The following is an 18,475-nucleotide window of genomic DNA, read 5'->3' on the forward strand; positions in this document are numbered from 1 at the left end:
CGGGCACGGCTACGGGGGTGTCGGCCCGGCTGAGGGCTCAGGGGGTGATAACGCCACCCGTTCTGACCCTTCTCGAGGCCCTGGAGGGCCCCGAGCCGGTGCAAAGCGGATGGAAGTGCCCGGTGAACGACCGTTCCGTGATGATGATCCGGAAAACTTGTCGATCAGAGCGGCGGTTGGGGGCCGGAGTTGGCGTGGATCTCTCGTACAGTTCGGTCCGTGGGTTCTATGCGCAATCCGGTCGGGCCGCTTCCCTCCAGCATCTACTGGCGTCGGAGAACAGTAGCGGTGCTGGTGATCGTGCTGCTCGCGGCGCTGGTCGCGTGGGCCGTCACCACGGGTGGCGGTAACGGCGGCGGGCAGGACGACGGGAAGTCCGGAGGCTCCGGCCCCGCCCCGTCCATCACTCCCGGGCCCTCGAGTTCCGGCCCTGTCGTCGGCCAACCCCCGGGCGGGCGCGACGAGTCGGGGGATCCCGGCACGGGTGCGGGCGCGGGGTCCGAAGGGGCCGGCGGAGACACCGGGACGGGCGGCGCGACGGGACCGGACACCGCTGGAGCGGGCGGCTCCGCATCGGCCGGTACGAGCGGGAGCACCGGCGGCGGTACCGGCGGCCGGCAGGTGCCGGCCGGGTCGGCGCTCCCCGACTGCGAGCCGGCCGTACTGCGGTTGAGCCTGAAGACGGACATCAGCTACGGACCCGACGACAAGCCGGAGTTCCGGCTGACCGCCAGGAACACCTCGACTGCCGACTGCAAGGCCGACTTCGGCCCGAAGAGCGCGGTGCTCACGATCACCGAGGCCGGTGAGGACGACGAGCAGGTGTGGTCCTCCAAGGACTGCCCGAAGAGCGGCGCCCTGTTCCTGAGGGTCCCCGCCGGAGCGACGGTCGTCCACACCGTGGAGTGGGACCGCAAGGGCAGCGCGCCCCGGTGCGCGACACCGCCGGTCAAGGCCGCGGCCCCGGGGACGTATCTGCTGGAGGCCGAGGTGCCGGGCGAGACCGTCCAGCGCGCCTCGTTCGTCCTGGCCAAGGACTGACATGTCGTCCTGGCCAAGGTCTGACATGCGGTAGGGCCGCACCGGAAGTGATCCGGCGGAGCCCTACCGGGCTGACCATGCGGAAAGTCCTCAGACGTAGCGTTCCAGGATCGAGGACTCCGCCAGCCGCGAGAGCCCTTCCCGGACGCTCCTGGCCCGTGCCTCGCCGACCCCGTCCACGGCTTGAAGGTCGTCCACGCTCGCGGCGAGCAGCTTCTGCAGGCCGCCGAAGTGCTCCACCAGCCGCTCGATGATCGCCCCGGGCAGCCGTGGCACCTTCGCCAGAAGCCGGAAGCCCCGCGGGGAGACCGCCGAGTCCAGCGTCTCCGGGGACCCGCTGTAGCCCAGCGCCCGTGCCACCACGGGCAGTTCGAGCAGCTCGGTGTGGGTGAGCGTGTCCAGCTCGGCCAGCGCCTCAGGGACCGTACGGGACCGCTTCGCGGTCGGCTCGGGTACGTAGTCGCGCACGACCAGCTCCCGCTCCGGCTCCACGCCCGCGATCAACTCGTCCAGCTGGAGCGACAGAAGGCGGCCGTCGGTGCCCAGCTCGACCACGTACTCGGCGATCTCGGTCGCGATGCGCCGCACCATCTCCAGCCGCTGCGAGACCGCCGTCACGTCCCGGACCGTCACCAGGTCCTCGATCTCCAGCGCGGAGAGCGTCCCGGCGACCTCGTCCAGCCTGAGCTTGTACCGCTCCAGGGTGGCGAGCGCCTGATTGGCGCGGGACAGGATCGCGGAGGACTCCTCCAGGACCCGCCGCTCCCCGTCCACGTACAGCGCGATCAGGCGCATCGACTGGGAGACCGACACCACCGGGAAGCCGCACGCCTTGGAGACCCGGTCCGCCGTGCGGTGACGGGTGCCCGTCTCCTCGGTCGGGATGGAGGCGTCCGGGACCAGCTGTACGCCGGCCCGAAGGATCTTGGTCATGTCCTTGTCGAGGATCATCGCGCCGTCCAGCTTGCACAGTTCGCGCAGGCGCGTCGAGGTGAACTCCACGTCGAGCACGAAGCCGCCGGTGCACATGGATTCGACGGTTTTGTCCATGCCCAGCACGATCAGTCCGCCGGTGTTGCCACGGAGGATGCGCTCCAGGCCGTCACGGAGGGCCGTTCCGGGCGCGACCGCGCTCAACGAGGCGCGCATCAGCGCCTCGTTTCCCGTGCCTTGGCCGGACTTTCCGGGCGATGCTGCCCGGTCGTTGGCTGCCACTGCACTCCTCCGGTCACAGGTTTGCGGTGCCCTTGCGTCCCTCATACCGTTCGTACGGGCGGGCGAGACCAGGGCAAAGTCTACCGGCGTGCGCCGTCCTCCTGTGGTCCCTCCGGCCGAGACCTGCGGGGGAGGACTCTCAGGGCGTCGCCCATGTCGGCCACTTCCGTGACCTTCATGCCGGCCGGGACCTGTCCCGGGTCCCTCGGGACGAGAGCGTGCTTGAACCCGAGACGGTACGCCTCCGCCAGCCTGCGCTGGACCCCCGTCACCCTTCTGACCTCCCCGGCGAGGCCCACCTCACCGATCGCGACCAGGTTCTTCGGGAGCGGTGTGTCGCTGGCCGCGCTGGCCAGCGCCAGGGCGATCGCGAGGTCCGCGGCCGGCTCGGTGAGCTTCACGCCGCCCACCGTCGCGCTGTAGATGTCCCGCTTGCCGAGGGCGCTGATCCGGCCCCGCTGTTCGAGAACGGCCAGCATCATCGAGACCCGGGAGGTCTCCAGGCCCGAGGTGGTGCGCCGGGGCGAGGGGATCTGTGAATCGACCGTCAGCGCCTGCACCTCGGCGACGAGGGGGCGTTTGCCCTCCAGGGTGACCGTCAGGCAGGTGCCGGGGACGGGCTCGTCGCGGCGGGTGAGGAAGAGCCCGGAGGGATCGGCGAGGCCGGTGATGCCCTCGTCGTGCAGCTCGAAGCAGCCGACCTCGTCCGTGGCGCCGTAGCGGTTCTTGACGCCCCGTACGAGCCGGAGGCGCGCGTGCCGGTCGCCCTCGAAGGACAGCACCACATCGACGAGGTGCTCCAGGAGCCGTGGCCCCGCGATCGCGCCGTCCTTGGTCACATGGCCCACCAGGAGCGTCGACATGCCGCGCTCCTTGGAGGCCCTGATGAGGGCTCCCGCCACCTCGCGGACCTGCGCCATGCCGCCTGGCGCGCCGTCGATCTCCGGCGAGGCGACCGTCTGCACGGAGTCGAGGACGAGGAGGGACGGCTTGACCGCGTCCAGGTGTCCCAGGACCGCGGAGAGGTCGGTCTCGGCGGCCAGATACAGGTGGTCGTTGATCGCCCGGATCCGGTCGGCCCGCATCCGCACCTGGCTGGCGGACTCCTCGGCCGTGACGTAGAGGGTGCGGTGGTCGTCGCTCGCCGCCTTCGCGGCCACGTCCAGGAGCAGCGTCGACTTGCCGACGCCCGGCTCGCCGGCGAGCAGCACGACGGCGCCGGGGACGAGCCCTCCGCCGAGCACCCGGTCCAGCTCACCGACCCCGGTCGAGCGCGCGGTGGCCTGCCGGCTGTCGACCTGGCCGATCGGCACGGCGGCGGTGGAGACCCGCCCGGCGGCCGTCGTACGCACCGCGGGGGCGCCGCCGAACTCCTCGACCGTCCCCCACGCCTGGCACTCCGGGCAGCGGCCGAGCCACTTGGCGGTCGTCCAGCCGCATTCGGTGCAGCGGTAGGACGGGCGGTCCTTCGCGGATTTCGTACGGGCAGCCATGGCGTCACCGTATAGGTGAGGTCTGACAACGCTGGTCGCGGGCAGAGAAGCCGAACATGTGACCGATGCGGTAATCCAGGAGGAATTCGGGATTCCTGTCCCCTTTCGAGTGAGAGTGTCACTCGTAAGGGTTAAATGTCGGAAAGTGCTGTCAGGGTCCCGTCCTTACCTGCCTACGGTCGCCACGTGACGAGCAGCAGGCTGGAGACCCCCACGCACACCACCGGCGCATACCGGGCGCACCGCCGCGAGGCCCGAACCTCGGCGCAGCGAGCCCCCGCATGTTACGAGCCCTATCTCGACGGCCTGTTCACCTACTGCCTCTCCGTGCTCTGCGACCACGAGGCCGCCACCGAGGCGCTCGGCGCGGTCCTGGCGATCGCCGAACGGCAGGACAGCCGGTGCCCCGCGGCCGAGGAGGAACGTAAATCCTGGCTGTACGCCCTGGCCAGATGGACGTGCCTACGGGCCCTCACCGAGCAGCGGCGGGGCCGTCGTCAGGCGCACCGGCGGCCGCCCGCCCCGCGTGGCGGCGCGCCGCGCGAGGGCTCCCGCGCGTCCGGCACCCGGGGGAGCCACGGCCCCCACGGCGCGCCGGAGGAAGCCGGCGCCGGCTGTCCCACGGAGTCCCCGGCGGCCGAAGCGCGCCGGCGTGAACTCGCGCAGCTGGCCTGGCCCGAGGCCGCCGGCACCACCCCCGAGCAGCGCGAGGCGCTGGAGCTCGCCGTGCGCCACGGGCTCACCCCGCGCGCCGTCGCCGCCGTCCTCGGCCTCGACCCCGGCCGTGCCCGGGAGCTCCTGTCCGGTGCGGCCTGCGAGGTGGAGCGCACCCGCGCCGCCCTCGCCGTCGTGGAGGCGGGGAACTGCCCCGCCGTCGCCCGGCTCGCCGGCGCCCGCCAGGTGCTGCTCTCGGCGGCCCTGCGCCGTGAGCTCGTCCGGCACGTCGACGACTGCCCCGGCTGCCGCCGCGCCGCCGAGCGCGCCGGTGCGGCCGGGCCCTGGCCCGGCGCCACCGTCACCCCGGTCGCCGCACTGCCGGTCGTCGAGGCACCCCGGCCCTCGGTGCACCTCGCCCTGACCCATGCCCGGCGGTCGCGGTCCGGTGCCCCGCGCTTCGGCCGGACCGGCTTCCCGCTGGACCCCAAGGACCACGCCGCGCGCCGGGACCGGCTGCGCGCCCGGGTCGTGACGACGACGGTCGTGGCGACGGTCGTCGCCGCCCCGGTGATCGCCCTGTGGGCCGCCTACCGGGGCGCGCCGCTGACCGGCGAGGGCCGCGACACCTCGGTCACCGCGACGGACGTGGACGGGGAAGCGGGCTCCGGCGGCGATCCGTACGACCGCTACGAGAACGCGGGCAACGCCCGCCCCGACGGACACGGCGGTTTCACGGAGGGCCCCGGGGCACCGGCTGTCTCGGCCGAGGTCACCAGCACCGCCGACAGCCCGGCCGGAGTGGGCCGGCTCGCGGTCTCGGCCCGCTCGTCCGGAGGCCGTACGGCGATCACCCTGACCGCGACCGGCACCGAGGCGGTCGCCTGGTCGGCCCGGACGGACGCCCCGTGGCTGCATCTCAGCCGTACGTCCGGCACGGTCGCCGCCGGCCGGAGCGTCACCTTCTACGTGTTCGTGGACAGGGGGGCCGAGCCGCGGGGCCCGTGGAGTGCCCGGGTCCTGCTCGACCCGTCGGGGGCCGCGGTCGCGGTCACCGGATACGGCGCCGTGCCCCCACCCCCCGGAAGCCCGGATCCGTCCGCCGGGTCCCCGAGCCCCACGCCGTCCGCCCCACCGTCGTCGACGGATCCGACCCCGTCCCCCACGGACCCCGCCGGCACACCGGACCCGACGCCCACGCCGACCGCTCCGCCGACGGACACACCGGGCTCTCCCGGCCCCACGCCGTCACCGGCCGGCGGGTCCGGCGAGCCCGCGCCGTCCTCCGGCCCGACGACGGGCTCGGGCTCCCCGTCCGGACCGGCCGGATGACGCGGACGGCGGCCCGGGAGCGAGGCGGAACGTTTGTCCGCGGCGCCCCGGGCCGCCGGGGGGAAGAACGACAGCCGGAAGGTCTCAGGCCGGATCGGCCGGATGCGGCGCCATCGGCAGCAGCGACGCCAGCCGCTGCTCGCACAGCTCGGCCAGCCGGTCGTAGGCCTCCTCGCCCATCATCTCCGTGAGCTCGGGACGGTAGGACACGTAGACCGGGTCGCCGGCCCCGTGCGCGGACGTCGCCGACGTGCACCACCAGTGCAGGTCGTGACCACCCGGGCCCCAGCCCCGGCGGTCGTACTCCCCGATCGAGATCTGGAGCACGCGCGTGTCGTCGGGCCGTTCGATCCAGTCGTACGTACGGCGGACCGGCAGCTGCCAGCACACGTCGGGCTTGGTCTCCAGCGGCTCCTTGCCCTCCTTGAGGGCGAGGATGTGCAGGGAACAGCCCATGCCGCCCGCGAAACCGGGACGGTTCTGGAAGATGCAGGAGCCCTCCCAGCGCCGCGTCTGGCGCTCACCGTCCTCGTCGACACCGACCCAGCCGGTCTTCGTGCCGACGTCGTGGAACTGCCACAGCTCCGGTGTGAGCCGTGCGACGTGCCCGGCCACCCGCTTCTCGTCGTCCTTGTCCGAGAAGTGGGCGCCCAGCGTGCAGCAGCCGTCGTCCGCGCGGCCCGCCTGGATGCCCTGGCAGCCGCTGCCGAAGATGCAGGCCCACCTGGACGTCAGCCAGGTCAGATCGCACCGGAAGACCTGCTCGTCGTCGGCGGGGTCGGGGAATTCGACCCAGGCCCGCGCGAAGTCGAGGCCCTTCTCGTCGGGCCCGTCCGGCCCCGTCGCTTCCGGCTGCTGCGTCTCCTGCTTCGTTTTCTGCTGATTCTTCGCGGCTTTGTCCGGCTTCGCCTTTTTCGTCTTTGGCACGTGCCCAGAGTAAGCCGCAGTAGCGTTCCCGTATGAGACTCGGAGTCCTCGACGTGGGGTCGAACACGGTGCATCTGCTGGTGGTCGACGCGCACCCCGGTGCCCGCCCGCTGCCCGCCCACTCGCACAAAGCGGAATTGCGGCTTGCCGAACTCCTCGACCGGGACGGCGCCATCGGCCCCGAGGGGGTGAACCGCCTCGTGACGACGGTCGCCGACGCCCTCCAGGCGGCGGAGGACAAGGGCTGCGAGGACGTGCTGGCCTTCGCCACCTCCGCCGTGCGGGAGGCGAGCAACGCGGACGAGGTGCTGGCCCGGGTGCGGGACGAGACCGGTGTCGCCCTCGCCGTCCTCAGCGGCGAGGAGGAGGCCCGGCTGACCTTCCTGGCCGCCCGCCGCTGGTTCGGCTGGTCCGCGGGCAAGCTGCTGGTCCTCGACATCGGCGGCGGTTCGCTGGAGGTCGGCTACGGGATGGACGAGGAGCCCGACGCCGCCGTCTCGCTGCCGTTCGGCGCCGGCCGCCTCACCGCCGGCTGGCTCCCGGGCGATCCGCCGGACCCGACGGCCGTACGGGCGCTGCGCCGCCACGTCCGGGCCGGTATCGCCCGTACGGTCGGCGAGTTCACCCGGCTGGGACCGCCCGACCGCGTCGTCGGGACCTCCAAGACGTTCCGGCAGCTCGCCAGGATCGCGGGTGCCGCCCGCTCCGCCGAGGGGCTGTACGTGCAGCGCGTCCTCACCCGCAAGGCCCTGGAGGAGTGGGTGCCGAAACTGTCGGCGATGACCGTCGCGCAGCGGGGGAACCTGCCGGGGGTCACCGAGGGGCGCGCCGCACAGCTCCTTGCGGGGGCGCTCGTCGCCGAGGGTGCGATGGACCTGTTCGGGGTCGAGGAGCTGGAGATCTGCCCCTGGGCGCTGCGCGAGGGGGTCATCCTGCGCCGTCTCGACCACCTGCCGGCGGAGCAGGCCGCCCTGGCCTGATCCCGGCCGCCGATGTTCATGGTCCTGGTCACTTTCAGCCGGGCTCCCTCGGCGTCGCGTACGGCTGCCCGTACCCTGGCCACGTGGCAGAACCAGTGGTGCGCGTCCCGGATGCGAAGGTCGCCCTGTCGACGGCTTCCGTCTATCCGGAGTCGACGGCGACGGCCTTCGAGATCGCTGCGCGCCTCGGTTACGACGGCGTCGAGGTCATGGTCTGGACCGACCCCGTCAGCCAGGACATCGAGGCGCTGAAGCGGCTGTCGGACTATCACCAGGTGCCGATCCTGGCGGTGCACGCGCCCTGTCTGCTGATCACCCAGCGGGTCTGGTCCACCGACCCGTGGGTGAAGCTCCAGCGGGCCAGGGCCGCCGCGGAGAAGCTCGGCGCCTCGGCGGTGGTCGTCCACCCGCCGTTCCGGTGGCAGCGCAACTACGCCCGCGACTTCGTCAGCGGCATCTGGCGCATGGCGGACGAGACCGACGTGCGCTTCGCGGTGGAGAACATGTACCCGTGGCGCTACCGGGACCGCGAGATGCTCGCGTACGCCCCGGCCTGGGACGTCAGCAACGACGACTACCGGCACTTCACCGTGGACCTCTCGCACACCGCGACCGCGCGCACCGACAGCCTGGCCATGGTGGACCGGATGGGGGACCGGCTCGCCCATGTCCACCTCGCCGACGGCAAGGGCTCCAACAAGGACGAGCACCTGGTGCCGGGCCGGGGCGACCAGCCGTGCGCGGAACTGCTGGAGCGGCTGGCCCGTACCGGCTTCGACGGCCATGTGGTCATCGAGGTCAACACCCGCCGCGCCATGTCGTCGGCCGAACGCGAGGCCGATCTCGCGGAAGCGCTCGCCTTCACCCGGCTCCACCTGGCGTCGTCGGCGCGGGCGCCCCGTCCGTGACCCCCGGTGCCGACGGCCCGCCTCCACGGCGCAGGGGCCGCCCCTCCCGTACCGCGGACACCACCGGCCCCGACGCCAGGACCCGGATCCTGGAGGCGGCCCGCACGGAATTCGCCGAACGCGGCTACGACAGGACGTCGGTCCGGGGCATCGCCAGGGCGGCGGACGTCGACGCAGCCCTGGTCCACCACTACTTCGGCACCAAGGACGAGGTCTTCGCCGCGGCCATCGAGCTCTCCTTCGAGCCCGCCCTCGTCATCCCCGAGGTCCTCGGCGGGCCCGCGGAGGACCTCGGGGAGCGGCTGGCCCGGTATTTCATCGGCGTATGGGAGAACCCGGTGTCCCGGGCGCCACTGCTGGCGGTCCTGCGCTCCGCACTCACGCACGAGGCGGCGGCGAAGGCGCTGCGCACCTTCGTGCTGCGCCGGCTGCTGGAGCGGATCGCGGCGGAGCTGGACGTGCCCGACCCGACCTTCCGCGCCGAGCTGGCGGCCTCGCACATGCTCGGCATCGCGCTCCTGCGGTACGTCGTCCAGGCGGAGCCGCTGGCGTCCGCGGACCCCGAGAAGATCATCGCGATGGTGGCCCCCACGCTCCAGAGGTATTTGGGCGACGGGTGATCCGGTCCTGCGATGTGCCCACGCAGTGAGCGCGCCGTCCCGCCTGTCGGACAGCGTGTCCAGATCTTGGCACGAGGGGCGTACGCTCGGAGACAGTCTTTTCTGTAGAAGGAGCGAGAGACGATGCCCCAGCTGAGGTCCCGCACTGTCACCCACGGCCGCAACATGGCGGGCGCCCGCGCCCTTATGCGCGCGTCCGGCGTAGCGAGCGAGGACATCGGCAAGCCGATCATCGCGGTGGCCAACTCCTTCACCGAGTTCGTGCCGGGCCACACCCACCTCGCCCCCGTCGGCCGGATCGTCTCCGAGGCGATCAAGGCGGCGGGCGCGGTGCCCCGCGAGTTCAACACCATCGCGGTGGACGACGGCATCGCCATGGGACACAACGGCATGCTCTACAGCCTGCCGTCCCGCGACCTCATCGCGGACAGCGTCGAGTACATGGTCGAGGCCCACTGCGCCGACGCCCTGATCTGCATCTCCAACTGCGACAAGATCACCCCCGGCATGCTGATGGCCGCGATGCGTCTCAACATCCCGACGGTCTTCGTCTCCGGCGGCCCGATGGAGGCCGGCAAGGCCACCCTCGTCGACGGCACGGTCCGCAAGCTCGACCTGGTCAACGCGATCAGCGACGCGGTCGACGAGAGCATCTCCGACGAGGACATCCTCCGCATCGAGGAGAACGCCTGCCCCACCTGCGGCAGCTGTTCCGGCATGTTCACGGCCAACTCGATGAACTGCCTGACCGAGGTCCTCGGCCTCTCCCTCCCCGGTAACGGGTCCGTCCTCGCCACCCACACCGCCCGCAAGGCGCTGTACGAGGACGCGGGCCGCACGGTCGTCGAGATCACCAAGCGCTACTACGAGCAGGACGACGAGACGGTCCTGCCGCGGGCCATCGGCACCCGCGCCGCGTTCGACAACGCCATGGCGCTCGACATCGCCATGGGCGGCTCGACCAACACGATCCTGCACATCCTCGCCGCGGCGCAGGAGGCCGAGCTCGACTACGGCCTCGAGGACATCAACGAGGTCTCGCGCCGCGTGCCCTGCCTCTCGAAGGTCGCCCCCAACGTCGCCCCCGGTGGCACCTACTACATGGAGGACGTCCACCGGGCGGGCGGCATCCCCGCCCTCCTCGGCGAGCTGCACCGCGGCGGTCTCCTCAACGAGGACGTGCACGCGGTCCACTCCGACACCCTCGCCGAGTGGCTGAAGAACTGGGACATCCGCGGCGGCTCCCCGTCGCCCGAGGCCGTCGAGCTCTGGCACGCGGCTCCCGGCTGCGTCCGCTCGGCGACGGCCTTCTCGCAGTCCGAGCGCTGGGACACCCTGGACCTGGACGCCGCGGGCGGCTGCATCCGCGACCTGGAGCACGCGTACTCCAAGGACGGCGGCCTCGCGGTTCTCAAGGGCAACCTCGCCGTGGACGGCTGCGTCGTGAAGACGGCGGGCGTCGACGAGTCGATCTGGACCTTCGAGGGCCCGGCCGTCGTCTGCGAGTCGCAGGACGACGCCGTCGACAAGATCCTCCGCAAGGAGATCAAGGACGGCGACGTCGTCGTCATCCGCTACGAGGGACCCAAGGGCGGCCCCGGCATGCAGGAGATGCTCTACCCGACGTCGTTCCTCAAGGGCCGTGGCCTCGGCAAGACCTGCGCGCTGGTCACCGACGGCCGCTTCTCCGGCGGTACGTCGGGCCTGTCCATCGGCCACGCGTCGCCGGAGGCGGCGTCCGGTGGCACGATCGCGCTGGTCGAGGACGGCGACCGGATCCGGATCGACATCCCGAACCGCTCGATCGAACTCCTCGTCCCCGACGCCGATCTCGACGCCCGTCGTGAGGCGCTGAACGGCGTGTACGCGCCGAAGAACCGTGACCGCAAGGTCTCCGCGGCCCTGCGCGCCTACGCGGCGATGGCCACGAGCGCGGACCGGGGCGCGGTCCGCGACGTCTCCAAGCTCGGCTGACCCCAGCGGCCCCGTCCGGCCCCGTCCCTGGTCTCACCAGTGGGCGGGGTCGTCCGCGTCCACGGCGAAGACGGTCCCGTCCGGCCCGGTGCCGATGACGCTCCGGCCCAGGACGACGGGGGCGGGCAGGGACGAGGCGTGGCTGAGCTTGCCGTCCCTCAGCCTCGGACGCGTCTGGCCGAGCAGCGTCCCGTGCTCCGTGTCGACGGCGAGCAGCCGCCCGTCGGCGGCCGAGAAGTACAGCCGGCCGCCCGCTCCGAGGACCGGTGCCGAGGTCATCCCGACGGCCGTCTCCAGCCGCCACCGCTCGGGCCGCCCTCCGCCCGGACGGACGTCGACGGCCAGCAGCGTGCCGCCGCGCTCCAGCAGCAGGGCGGTGTCCCCGTCCACCACGGTCTCCGGCCCGTTCATCCGGAAGGGCAGCGCGATGCGGGCCGTGCTCCGCAGCACCGGGTCGTAGCGGACGAGCCCGGTGGTCTGGGCCCTCGCGTTCATGGAGGTCAGCAGGAGTGCCCCGCCCGACGTCCCGGCCGGAGTGAGCATCCCGTTCAGCCTGCGCTGCCAGGCCGTGCCGCCGGTCTTCGCCTCGATGGCCGTGACCAGGGTGGTGGCCCCCTGCGCCGAACTCTCGAACGCGTACGCGAGACCGGTTCCGGCGTCGTACAGGGCGTAACCCGGCCGCACGTGCCCCGGGACGGCGTGCCGCCACCTGGATGCGCCGGTCGCCGAGTCGAGTCCCTGGAGCGTTCCGTCCTGGCGGGCCGTCAGCAGGGTGTCGCCCGCCGGCAACGGGGTGTCGGTGTACGGGGAGAGATCCGTACGCCAGACCTCGCTGCCGCTGCGGGGGGAGTGCGCACGGAGATTCTCGCCCGCCACGACGGTGTAGGCCACGTTCCCGGACACCGCGCCGGCGGGGCTCAGGCCTTCGGGACTCTTCGACGACGCATCCCGGTGCGACCAGACCACCCGACCGTCGGAAGGGTCCAGCCGGGCCGTGCCGAAACCGGCGGTCACGCAGTACAGGGCCGAGTCCGTACCTGCCCCCGGGGCACACGACGGGGTCGAGCTGCCCGGGGAGCGCAGCGGGGTCTGCCACGGTACGAAGGCCGCAGGGCGCTCCTTGTCCGCGCCGGTCTCCGCCTCCGGCGCCCCGGAGCCGCTCCAGGCTCCGGCCGCCCAGAGACCTCCGGCCAGCAGCACCGCCGCCGCGGCCACGGCCGTGAACCGGCGCCGCGCGCGACGGTTCTGCACCCTCCCGGCTCCGGACGGCAGCCCGTCCGCCGCCCGCACGTGCGTGGTCGCCTCGTCCGCCTCCGCCCCCGCGCCCTCGTCCCCCGCTCCGGACTCGGCGGCGAGCGGCCTGCGCTGGACCGGAATGAAGGCGGCCGCCTCGTACGACGGAGGGTGCAGCGCGGCCATGATCTCGTCCGGCGTGGGACGCTCCGCCGGATCCTTGGCCAGGCAGCGCCCGACCAGGGGCGCGAGATCCGCCGGCACTCCCGCCAGATCGGCCTCGTCGTGCACCACCTGGTAGGCCACGAGGTACGGGCTGTCCGAGTCGAAGGGGCCCCGGCCCGTCGCCGCGTGGACCAGCACCGCCCCCAGCGCGAACACGTCCGCGGCCGGACCGACCTCACGGGGCCGCTGGAACTGCTCGGGCGCCATGTACGGCGGCGAGCCGATCAGCTTCCCCGTCTCCGTGCGGACATCGCTGTCGTACGGCCGGGAGATCCCGAAGTCGATGACCTTGGGCCCGGAGTCGGGGAGCAGGACGTTGCTCGGCTTCAGATCCCGGTGGATGACACCGGCCCGGTGGATGTCGCGCAGTGCCTCGGCGAGGCCGGCCGTGAGCCTGCGCAGTTCGGCGGGGCTCATCGGTCCGTTCCGCTTCACCTGCGCGGCGAGCGTCGGGCCGGGTACGTAGAGGGTGGCCATCCAGGGCAGCGCGGCCGCCGGATCGGCATCCACGACCGGTGCGGTGAACGCTCCGCTGACCCGTCGGGCGGCCGCGACCTCCTGCCGGAAACGTGCCCTGAACTCGGGATCCGCCGCGTGCTGGCGGTGCACGACCTTCACCGCGAGCTGGAGCCCGGAGGGGGAGCGCGCCAGGTGTACGACACCCATGCCGCCCGCTCCGAGACATGCCTCGAGCCGGTACTGCCCGGCGTACTCAGGATGCTCCGCTTCCGGATGTGATCCGGTCCCTCGCAGCGGCGGCATCGCCCACCCCCGTGTGTTCGTGCGCAAGCGCGACGCACGGAGCCTAGTCGATGGTGCGTGCGAGAAGGGTGGGGCTTGTTAGCCTGCGCGTCGCACGTATCGCTAGCAACGGGGGAGGCCCTCATGGGTGTTGAAGAGAACGCTGTCGGCACAGTCACCACGGACGCCGGCGCGGTGGCCGACGAGGAGGTCACGGCGCTCGCCGAGGACACCGTCGTCTACCCGATCGCTCCTGGCTACCGCGTCAACGTCCGCAGGGGACCCGGCACGCAGTACGGGATCGTCCGGACGCTGCCGTACGGGATGAGCGTCCCGGTCTACTGCCAGAAGCCGGGGGAGCGGGTGTTCGGCCCGTACGGCACGTCGAACCTCTGGGACAACATCGCCAACGGGCAGTTCGTGTCGGACGCCTACGTCAAGACAGGCAGTGACGGCTACATCGCTCCGCCCTGCGACTGACGTAACCGCCACGCGCCCGGGGATAATCGATTCCGTGAGCGAGAACAGCGAAGCCCCCGGAACGTCCTCGGCCGTGCCTTCGGGCGGTACCACGCCAGGGCCGCAGCCCGAACCCCTCCGTCTCTTCGGAACGACCTGGGTCGACCACGACGGCGGGTACGGGCTGCGGCGCGTGGGTGCCACCGTCGGCTCGCTCGCGGCGGCCGTCGCCGCGTGCTTCGTCCTGCGCTTCGCCTACCAGGGGCTGGAGATCGCCGAGGTCGGCAGCTTCGTCGGCATGCTCGTCGTGCTGATGTTCGCGGTCTGCAGTGCCATTGCCTTCCGCAAGACCTGGGAGGGCTTCACGCGCCGCCCCGCCGACCCGTCCCAGGACGACAGGCTGCGCGGCCTCAAGTCGATCGGCTTCATCGGCTCGCTCCTCGCCTACTTCATCCGCTCGTTGACGGAGGCACCGGGCGAGAAGCTGCGGCGCACGGAGTACGAGACGGCGCTCGCCCGGTACGCGAAGCGCCGCTCGTCCCGAACCGGCAATCCGGCGGCCCGCAGGAGCGGCAAGGCAAAGCGCTCCGGACGCCGGTAGAACCGCCCGGGCGCCCGCAGGATGTCCGCATATCCGCATCCACGCCCCGCGCCCTTTCGTTCGACAGCGCCGCCGCCCTGTACGCCGCGGCACGCCCCGGATATCCGCCCGCCCTCCTCGACGCCGTCGAGGAACTGACCGGCCGCCCCCTGCACGGCACCCGCGCCGTCGACGCAGGCGCGGGGACCGGCCTCGCCACCCGGCTGCTGCACGCCCGGGGTGCCCAGGTCACCGCCGTCGAGCCCGGCCCCGGCATGGCGGGGGAACTGCACCGGTCGCTGCCGTCCGTCCCCGTGGTCCGGGGCGACGGCAACCGCCTCCCCCTGGCCACCGCGTCGGCCGACCTGATCACGTACGCCCAGTCCTGGCACTGGACCGACCCGGTCCTGGCCCTCCCCGAGGCGCTCCGCGTCCTGCGCCCCGGCGGCGCACTGGCGCTGTGGTGGAACGTCTCCGACGATTCCGTCTTCTGGCTCGCCGACCAGGACACCCGGCTCCGCCGTCACCTCGGCGCGGCGAACGGCGCTTACGGCACACCGGGAGGAGCCGGTTCGCGGAACCTTCCGCAGCTTTCCGGAGACTTCGCGCGACGGCTGCTGCCGTGGTCCCGGACCGTGCTACGCGCTGGCCTTCGGCACCGTCGCCGTGGCCCAGTCCCTCCTGGCCACCGCACTCTCCGTCCGGGTCCTCGGACTGGACGTCGCCGGCTCCCCCTGGCTGCTGCTCCTGGTCGCCCTGCTCGACGCGCTCCTCGGCACGGCGCTCGGCCTGTTCGTCTCGGCCTTCGCCGCCTCGGAGTGCCAGGCGGTCCAGTTCATGCCGGCCGTGATCTTCCCGCAGCTGCTGCTGTGCGGACTGTTCACCCCGCGCGACCGGATGCACCCCGTCCTCGAGACCATCTCCGACGTCCTGCCGATGTCGTACGCCGTCGACGGGATGAACCAGGTCCTCACCCACACCGACGTCACCGCCGACTTCTACCGCGACATCCTCGTCGTCGCCGGCTGCGCCCTGGCCGTCCTCTGCCTGGGCGCAGCCACCCTCCGGCGCCGCACCACCTGACGACGCGGTGCGAGGATGGCGACGAACGACCAGCACCCGTACCGCGTACCGCCACCCGGAGGATGAACCGCATGACCCAGACCGTCGCAGTCCTCGGTACAGGAAAGATCGGCGAGGCCCTGCTCAGCGGCATGATCCGGGCGGGGTGGCGGGCCCGCGACCTGCTGGTGACCACCCGCCGCGCCGAGCGCGCCGAAGAGCTCCGCACCCGTTACGGAGTCGAGGCCGTCACCAACGCCGAGGCCGCCAAGAGCGCCGACATCCTCATCCTCGCCGTCAAGCCCCAGGACATGGGCAGGCTCCTCGACGAGCTCGCCCCCCACGTCTCCGCCGACCGCCTGGTCATCAGCGCCGCAGCCGGAATCACGACGGCCTTCATCGAGGACAGCCTGGCCGCCGGCACCCCGGTCGTGCGCGTCATGCCGAACACCCCCGTCCTGGTGGACGAGGGCATGTCCGTCATCTCCGCGGGCAGCCACGCCACCGCCGAGCACCTCGACCACGCCGAGGAGATCTTCGGAGGAGTCGGCAAGACCCTCCGGGTCCCCGAGTCCCAGCAGGACGCGGCCACCGCACTCTCCGGATCGGGCCCCGCGTACTTCTACTTCCTCGTCGAGGCGATGACCGACGCCGGCATCCTGCTCGGCCTGCCCCGCGCACAGGCCCACGATCTGATCGTCCAGGCCGCCATCGGCGCGGCGGTCATGCTCAGGGACAGCGGCGAACACCCGGTCAAGCTCCGTGAGGCCGTCACCAGCCCGGCCGGCACGACCATCAGCGCCATCCGGGAACTGGAGAACCACGGCGTACGGGCAGCCCTCATCGCCGCCCTGGAAGCCGCCCGCGACCGCAGCCGCGAGCTGGCCACGGGCAACGGCTGACCGGTCACTTCTCCACGGCCGCCACCAGCTCCTCGCTGCGCACCACGCTCGCGAAGCCACCGCCGTGCAACGTCACGGCGGTGGCCCGCGCCACCTCTTCGGCGCTCAGCTTCCAGCCCCACGGCCCCACCGCGTCGAAGGTGTACGTCGCGTCGAGCGCGAAGAACACCTCGTAGCCGAGATTGCCTCCCATGCGCGCCGTCGTCTCCGCGCACATGTTGGTCTGGATCCCCGCCACCACGATCTGCCGCACGCCCGCCTCCCGCAGCCAGCCGTCCAGATCGGGTGTGCCGTAGAAAGCGGAGTTCACCGACTTCGTGAGGAACAGCTCCGGCCCCGTGCCCTTTCCTCGCCGCTCCTCGACGTACTCCTTGAACGCGTTCCCCGCGTATCCCTCCCGCAGCGGGGAGTCCGGCTTCGACGAGTCATGCCGTACGAACACGACGGGCCGGCCGCTCGCCTGCCAGGCATCGATCAGTCCTTCGATGTTCCGATCGGCCTCCGGGTTGTTACGCGGCCCCCAGTACGACTCCTCCTCGAATCCCTGCTGCACGTCGACGACCACCAGCGCTGCGTTCTCCACGATCTCCATGCCGTCACTCTCCTCGCGGCGCGAGTCCGTTCCCAGGGCCGTGAAAGCCATCGATCGATGCTTTACTGCCACCATGTCCGTGTCACCGCGCAGTCCCGGCCGCATCGCGCTCGTCGCGTTCCCCGGTGTCCGCGCCTTCGACGTCTCCGTCATCACGGAGGTCTGGGGTGTGGACCGCACGGATCGGGGTGTGCCCCCCTTCGACCTCCGGCGCGTCGCCGGCGGACCGGGCCCGGTCCCGCTCCGTGGCGGGCTGTCCCTCACACCCGATCGCACCCTGGCCTGGCTCGACCGTGCGGACCTCGTCGTGGTTCCCGGCCTCGACGACCATGTGACGCCGGCCCCGGCCCCGGTACTCGACGCCCTGCGCCGCGCCCACGACCGAGGTACCCCCATCGCAGCGCTCTGCGGCGGTGCCTTCACCCTCGCCCAGGCCGGACTCCTGGACGGCCGCAGGGCCGTCACCCACTGGAACCTCACGGAGCTGCTCTCGGCGCGGCATCCCCGGGTGAGCGTGGTGAGGGACGCGCTGTTCGTCCATGAGGACAACATCTGGACCTCGGCGGGCACCGCGGCGGGCATCGATCTCTGTCTGCACCTCGTCCGGACGGCCCATGGCGCGGAAGCGGCGGCCACGATCGCGCGTTCGATGGTGACGGCCCCCTTCCGGACGGGCACCCAGGCACAGTTCATCGAGCACCCCACGCCCCGCGCCGACCGTGACGCGGACGCGCTCGCGGAGGTCCGGGCCCATGCGCTGACTCATCTGGCGGAACCCCATACCGTGGCCGTACTCGCCGCCCGGGCCGGCATGTCCGCCCGTACCTTCGCCCGCCATTTCCAGGCCACCACCGGTACGACGCCGATGCGCTGGCTGATCACGCAACGCGTCGCCGCAGCCCAGAAGCTGCTGGAGCGCACCGATCTGGCCCTCCCCGAGGTCGCCCGCCGCACCGGGTTCGGCAGCGAGATCACCATGCGCCAGCACTTCGCGACCCACCTGGCCACCAGCCCGCGTGACTACCGGCTGGCCTTTCGCGACGGAGGCCGGCGGACCGGGGTTGACACGCCCGGAACCGATCCGTAGTGTGCTCCGAGTTGTCCGACGTGAGCGCCGACTCCGGTCGGTCCCCGGACAGCCATTCCGCAGTAACCACTCGAAACGAGCGACGTCTGTCGTGCGTTTTTACGTGTGCACGTGCGAAATGAGGAATCAGTGTTCGAAGGTGGCCCGATTAGCGTCGGGGCCGGGGATTCCGCTAAAGTCTCACTCGTCGGAACGGCCCAGCGGCCGGGAAGACGAACCCCGCTGACTGGGAATCAGGGCCGAAAGGATCTGATAGAGTCGGACTCGCCGGAAAGGGAAACGCGAAAGCGAAGAACTGGAAAGCGGAAAAAGCAGGAACCCGCTTCGACCGGGAATCGGACACGAAAGAGTCTGATAGAGTCGGAAACGCAAGAACGAAGGGAAGCGCCCGGAGGGCCCCGGTGAAACGGGACCGAAGGAAGCGTCCGTTCCTTGAGAACTCAACAGCGT

At 72.0% G+C, this 18,475-nt stretch carries 15 protein-coding genes and 2 pseudogenes; 12 read left to right on the forward strand and 5 right to left on the reverse strand.

Annotated elements, in window-relative coordinates; all coding sequences use genetic code 11:
* Positions 1–228: 228 nt before the first annotated feature.
* The gene (locus tag ACFYQ5_RS02435) at positions 229–1,041 is read left to right on the forward strand and encodes a hypothetical protein (RefSeq protein WP_389191974.1); all 813 of its coding nucleotides are present in this window, start codon (positions 229–231) and stop codon (positions 1,039–1,041) included.
* A 90-nt stretch (positions 1,042–1,131) separates the two neighbouring features.
* Here ACFYQ5_RS02435 and disA read toward each other — a convergent pair whose 3' ends face one another.
* Positions 1,132–2,256 carry a DNA integrity scanning diadenylate cyclase DisA gene (disA, locus tag ACFYQ5_RS02440; protein ID WP_359469325.1) on the reverse strand — a complete coding sequence of 375 codons (1,125 nt, stop codon included), beginning with the start codon at positions 2,254–2,256 and terminating at the stop codon, positions 1,132–1,134.
* A gap of 80 nt (positions 2,257–2,336) precedes the next feature.
* On the reverse strand, positions 2,337–3,749 hold the full coding sequence (radA, locus tag ACFYQ5_RS02445) for a DNA repair protein RadA (RefSeq protein WP_389191877.1): 1,413 nt from the start codon (positions 3,747–3,749) through the stop codon (positions 2,337–2,339).
* A 135-nt stretch (positions 3,750–3,884) separates the two neighbouring features.
* On the opposite strand from radA, the gene ACFYQ5_RS02450 reads away from it, so the two are divergent.
* A complete protein-coding gene (locus ACFYQ5_RS02450) occupies positions 3,885–5,735 on the forward strand; it encodes a hypothetical protein (RefSeq protein WP_389191880.1) in 1,851 nt (616 codons plus the stop codon).
* An 84-nt stretch (positions 5,736–5,819) separates the two neighbouring features.
* Here ACFYQ5_RS02450 and ACFYQ5_RS02455 read toward each other — a convergent pair whose 3' ends face one another.
* On the reverse strand, positions 5,820–6,662 hold the full coding sequence (locus ACFYQ5_RS02455; protein ID WP_389191882.1) for a hypothetical protein: 843 nt from the start codon (positions 6,660–6,662) through the stop codon (positions 5,820–5,822).
* A gap of 32 nt (positions 6,663–6,694) precedes the next feature.
* On the opposite strand from ACFYQ5_RS02455, the gene ACFYQ5_RS02460 reads away from it, so the two are divergent.
* From ACFYQ5_RS02460 to ilvD, 4 genes are all read left to right on the forward strand, one after another.
* Positions 6,695–7,642: a Ppx/GppA family phosphatase gene (locus ACFYQ5_RS02460; protein ID WP_389191885.1), complete on the forward strand. Its 948-nt coding sequence runs from the start codon at positions 6,695–6,697 to the stop codon at positions 7,640–7,642.
* Between the two features lie 83 nt (positions 7,643–7,725).
* Positions 7,726–8,550, forward strand: a complete 825-nt coding sequence (locus ACFYQ5_RS02465) for a sugar phosphate isomerase/epimerase family protein (RefSeq protein WP_389191888.1) — start codon at positions 7,726–7,728, stop codon at positions 8,548–8,550.
* Positions 8,547–9,170 (forward strand): TetR family transcriptional regulator, encoded by a 624-nt coding sequence (locus ACFYQ5_RS02470; protein WP_389191891.1) that lies wholly within the window; start codon positions 8,547–8,549, stop codon positions 9,168–9,170. The genes ACFYQ5_RS02465 and ACFYQ5_RS02470 overlap by 4 nt, the downstream gene beginning before the upstream one ends.
* Positions 9,171–9,293: 123 nt before the next feature.
* Positions 9,294–11,144, forward strand: coding sequence for a dihydroxy-acid dehydratase (gene ilvD / locus ACFYQ5_RS02475; RefSeq protein WP_389191894.1), 1,851 nt, complete (start codon positions 9,294–9,296; stop codon positions 11,142–11,144).
* A gap of 33 nt (positions 11,145–11,177) precedes the next feature.
* Here the strand turns inward: ilvD and ACFYQ5_RS02480 are convergent, their stop codons facing one another.
* Complete coding sequence (locus ACFYQ5_RS02480) at positions 11,178–13,364, reverse strand: PQQ-binding-like beta-propeller repeat protein (protein ID WP_389191977.1); 2,187 nt, start codon at positions 13,362–13,364, stop codon at positions 11,178–11,180.
* 123 nt (positions 13,365–13,487) lie between these two features.
* On the opposite strand from ACFYQ5_RS02480, the gene ACFYQ5_RS02485 reads away from it, so the two are divergent.
* From ACFYQ5_RS02485 to proC, 5 genes and pseudogenes are all read left to right on the forward strand, one after another.
* Positions 13,488–13,823, forward strand: a complete 336-nt coding sequence (locus ACFYQ5_RS02485) for an SH3 domain-containing protein (RefSeq protein WP_389191897.1) — start codon at positions 13,488–13,490, stop codon at positions 13,821–13,823.
* 34 nt (positions 13,824–13,857) lie between these two features.
* The gene (locus tag ACFYQ5_RS02490) at positions 13,858–14,403 is read left to right on the forward strand and encodes a hypothetical protein (protein WP_389191900.1); all 546 of its coding nucleotides are present in this window, start codon (positions 13,858–13,860) and stop codon (positions 14,401–14,403) included.
* A gap of 29 nt (positions 14,404–14,432) precedes the next feature.
* Positions 14,433–15,020: pseudogene (locus ACFYQ5_RS02495) on the forward strand (class I SAM-dependent methyltransferase); the annotation flags it as partial.
* A gap of 1 nt (position 15,021) precedes the next feature.
* Positions 15,022–15,465, forward strand: a pseudogene (locus tag ACFYQ5_RS02500) (ABC transporter permease); the annotation flags it as partial.
* A 71-nt stretch (positions 15,466–15,536) separates the two neighbouring features.
* Positions 15,537–16,346: a pyrroline-5-carboxylate reductase gene (gene proC, locus ACFYQ5_RS02505; protein WP_389191979.1), complete on the forward strand. Its 810-nt coding sequence runs from the start codon at positions 15,537–15,539 to the stop codon at positions 16,344–16,346.
* A 4-nt stretch (positions 16,347–16,350) separates the two neighbouring features.
* Here the strand turns inward: proC and ACFYQ5_RS02510 are convergent, their stop codons facing one another.
* Entirely contained in the window at positions 16,351–16,938 is a 588-nt protein-coding gene (locus ACFYQ5_RS02510) for a cysteine hydrolase family protein (protein WP_389191982.1), read from the reverse strand.
* 73 nt (positions 16,939–17,011) lie between these two features.
* Here ACFYQ5_RS02510 and ACFYQ5_RS02515 point away from each other — a divergent pair, with 73 nt between their 5' ends.
* Positions 17,012–18,025 carry a GlxA family transcriptional regulator gene (locus ACFYQ5_RS02515; RefSeq protein WP_389191903.1) on the forward strand — a complete coding sequence of 338 codons (1,014 nt, stop codon included), beginning with the start codon at positions 17,012–17,014 and terminating at the stop codon, positions 18,023–18,025.
* The last annotated feature ends 450 nt before the right edge of the window (positions 18,026–18,475 follow it).

The sequence above is a fragment of the Streptomyces sp. NPDC005794 genome, from assembly GCF_042871445.1.
In the GTDB taxonomy this organism is placed as follows: Bacteria; Actinomycetota; Actinomycetes; order Streptomycetales; family Streptomycetaceae; genus Streptomyces.